Source organism: Mesorhizobium sp. M2A.F.Ca.ET.037.01.1.1 (genome assembly GCF_003998075.1).
Lineage (GTDB): Bacteria > Pseudomonadota > Alphaproteobacteria > Rhizobiales > Rhizobiaceae > Mesorhizobium.
Genome location: NZ_RZSA01000746.1, coordinates 1 through 3,426, shown reverse-complemented (window position 1 = coordinate 3,426; position 3,426 = coordinate 1). Strand labels below are relative to the sequence as shown.

The following is a 3,426-nucleotide window of genomic DNA, read 5'->3' as shown; positions in this document are numbered from 1 at the left end:
GTCTTCCTGGCCGCGCACCCGGTCGATGTCGCGCGCGATCGCCTGATAGGCGGGCGCGGGGTTTTGCGGGGCGCGCTCCTGCGGCCACGGATTCTGCGGCGCCCGATCCAGGGGTCTTTGCACGGCATAGGGATCCTCATACCAGCGCGGCGCCTGGCCGTAAGGCTGCGTGCTGGGATAACGCGGCTCGGCGGTCGGCCGTCGCGGGTCGGGGCGGTCGGGCATGTCGGCGCGCGTCCGGTCCAGCCTCTGCTCGAGCGTTTCGAGCGAGCGGTTCAGTTCTTCGAGCGAGGCATGCGGCCGACGTTGCCTGCCGGCGTTGAGTGTATCGAGATAGGACCGCTTGCTGTTCATCGATGCGCCCGTGTTCAGAGTGGCCGGCCAAAGACCGGTTTCCCAGTAGCCTGCCGGGTACGAAGCGAGCCGAGCGGTTTTGCTGCGGAGGAAGACGAGCTTCCCGGGTTTTACCCGCGCTTCGAAAACCGTGAAAAATTCGCTACAGGATAACCACGGGTGACCGACATGCGCACATTTCGCCCAACGTGGTAAACAAGGCGTTAACCAAGCTTAAGAAGTCGCGCATAAATCGTGAGCGGCATTTCGGGTGCGGCATAAAGGTTCGCTCCGACAACGCCCTTGCGTCACCCTGCGGCTGTCGATATAGGATTGACGTAAACGTAAAAGGTGCGAAGCCGTGCCTCTTGCGATTGATTTGTTGTTGCAACCACGATTGGAAGCACGCCCCCGCTTCCATTCAGGCGACGCTTGGTCCGCGACCGCGACGCCACCAGGGGAATGCCAGTGACCATGAAACTTGTTTCGCCCGGCGAAGCCGCGGCCAATACCAATGACATACCAGCCGAGGCAGGCGAGGAATTCGTCCGCATCGGTGAGATGGCCAAGAAATACGGCGTGACGCTGCGCACGCTGCGTTTCTATGAAGACAAGGGCCTTCTCAATCCTCATCGCGACGGCTCGACCCGTCTCTACACGCGCCGCGACAAGGCTCGGCTGAAGCTGATCCTGCTCGGCCGCAAGGTCGGGTTCTCGCTGCGCGACGTCAAGCAGATGATGGATCTCTACGATCCGACCGGCACCAACACCAAGCAGCTGCGGCTGGCGCTCGACAAGTCGGAGAAGCAGCTCGCTCGCCTGCAGAAGCAGCGGGCGCTGATCGATGATGCTATCGGCGAGCTGAGCAACTCGATGTCGGTCGTGCGGCAGATGCTCGTCGAGCGCACCGCGCCGCCGCAGGCCAGCGCCGCCGGCTGATCGCCCGCTCTTCCGGAATACCGGGACGTAGAAAGCCGCGTGGCTATGGCCGCGCGGCTTTTTTGTCGTCACAATGCCTGACCGCTCACAAAAATTTCAGGCTGCGACGAAGTTGACGTTTACGCAAACGTCAATATTTGCTATCGCAACATCGACATTGGCCCGGTCTCCCTGTCCGGGAGAGGCGACTTGCCGGCCGGGCCGGGACTGTAAGGGTGGAGGAAGGCATGACGATCTACAGGGCCCCGATCCAGGACACGCTGTTCGTGCTCAACGACGTGCTGGGCTATCAGCGCTATTCCAATCTTCCGGGCTTCTCGGACGCGACGCCCGACGTGGTCGAGGCGATCCTCGCCGAAGGCGCCAAGCTCGCCGAGAACGTCATGCATCCGCTGAACCGGGTTGGCGACATGGAAGGCTGCGTGCGCCATGACGACGGCTCGGTGACGACGCCGAAGGGCTTCAAGGACGCCTACGACCAGTATCGCGAGGGCGGCTGGATGGGGCTTGCAGCACCCGCCGAGTTCGGTGGCCAGGGCCTGCCCTATGCGGTCCACACTGCCGTCTCCGAATACATGATTTCGGCCAACATGGCGCTGATGATGTATCCCGGCCTGACGCAAGGCGCCATCGCGGCCATCGTCACCCATGGCACGGACGAACAGAGGGCCACTTGGCTGCCGAGGCTGATCGAGGGCGGCTGGACCGGCACCATGAACCTCACCGAGCCGCATTGCGGCACCGATCTCGGCCTGCTGCGCACCAAGGCCGTTCCCAACGGCGACGGCACTTACAGGATTTCCGGCCAGAAGATCTTCATCTCCGCCGGCGAGCACGACATGTCGGACAACATCGTCCATCTGGTGCTGGCCCGCGTCGAGGGCGCGCCGGAAGGCGTCAAGGGCATCTCGCTGTTCATCGTGCCGAAGTTCAAGCTTGATGCCGCTGGCAATCCCGGTGAGCGCAACACGCTCTCCTGCGGCTCGATCGAGGAGAAGATGGGCATCCACGGCAACTCGACCTGCGTCATGAATTATGACGAGGCCGAGGGCACGCTGCTCGGCGAATTGAACGGCGGCTTGAAGGCTATGTTCACCATGATGAACGAGGCCCGCCTCGGCGTCGGCCTGCAGGGGCTTTCGGTCTCCGAGATCGCCTATCAGAACGCCGTCTCCTACGCCAAGGACCGGCTGCAGGGGCGCTCGCTGTCGGGTGCCAAGGCGCCGGACAAGAAGGCCGATCCGATCATCGTCCATCCCGACATCCGCCGTTCGCTGATGACCATGAAGGCCTATAACGAGGCCGGCCGCGCGCTGGCATTGTGGACGGCGATCAAATCCGACGTCGCGCATCGTTCCGGCGACGACAAGGACCGCCAGGCGGCCGACGATTACACCGGCCTGATGACGCCGGTGGTCAAGGGCGTGCTCACCGACAAGGGTTTCGACCACGCGGTGATGGCCCAGCAGGTGTTCGGCGGCCACGGCTATATCGAAGAGCACGGCATGAGCCAGTTCGTGCGCGATGCCCGCATCGCCATGATCTATGAAGGTGCCAACGGCATCCAGGCGCTCGACCTCGTCGGCCGCAAGCTGGCGCAGAATGGCGGTCGCGCCGTGCAGGCCTTCCTCAAGGAGCTCGGCGAGTTCTGCGAGGAGAACCGCACTGATGAGAAGATGGCGCCCTTCACCAAGGCGCTGAAGAAGGGTCTCAACGACCTGCAAGCGGCTACGATGTGGCTGGTGCAGAACGCCATGGCCAAGCCCGACAACGCAGGCGCCGCCTCGACCGACTACATGCATCTCTTCGGTCTCGTGGCGCTGGGCTATATGTGGGCCCAGATGGCGAAGTCCGCGCAGGCCAAGCTCGCGGAAGGCGCCAACGGCGCTGCGCCATTCTACGATACCAAGCTGGTCACGGCGCGCTTCTTCATGGAGCGCATCATGCCGGAAACGGCGACGCGGCTTGCCCGCATTTCCAGTGGCGCGGACACGCTGATGGCGTTGCCGGCGGAAGCGTTCTAGATTCGGCGGGCCGGCGCCGCCGGCCCACAATCGTCGGAACGCGGAGGAAAACGTGGCGACAAATCCAGCCGAAATTCTTGGTCTTCCGAAGCCCGCCTGGGCGGCGGACGAGGTCGGCATGCTCTACGAC

3 protein-coding genes are annotated in these 3,426 nt (G+C 63.5%); 2 read left to right on the top strand and 1 reads right to left on the bottom strand.

What is annotated here, in order from left to right; all coding sequences use genetic code 11:
• On the bottom strand, positions 1 to 354 hold a 354-nt coding region (locus tag EOA27_RS28230; protein ID WP_145970578.1), incomplete at its 3' end, for a hypothetical protein.
• 453 nt (positions 355 to 807) lie between these two features.
• On the opposite strand from EOA27_RS28230, the gene EOA27_RS28225 reads away from it, so the two are divergent.
• Together EOA27_RS28225 and EOA27_RS28220 are read left to right on the top strand one after the other, a co-directional pair.
• Complete coding sequence (locus EOA27_RS28225; RefSeq protein WP_126083563.1) at positions 808 to 1,272, top strand: MerR family DNA-binding transcriptional regulator; 465 nt, start codon at positions 808 to 810, stop codon at positions 1,270 to 1,272.
• A 227-nt stretch (positions 1,273 to 1,499) separates the two neighbouring features.
• Positions 1,500 to 3,296, top strand: coding sequence for an acyl-CoA dehydrogenase (locus EOA27_RS28220; RefSeq protein WP_127257783.1), 1,797 nt, complete (start codon positions 1,500 to 1,502; stop codon positions 3,294 to 3,296).
• The last annotated feature ends 130 nt before the right edge of the window (positions 3,297 to 3,426 follow it).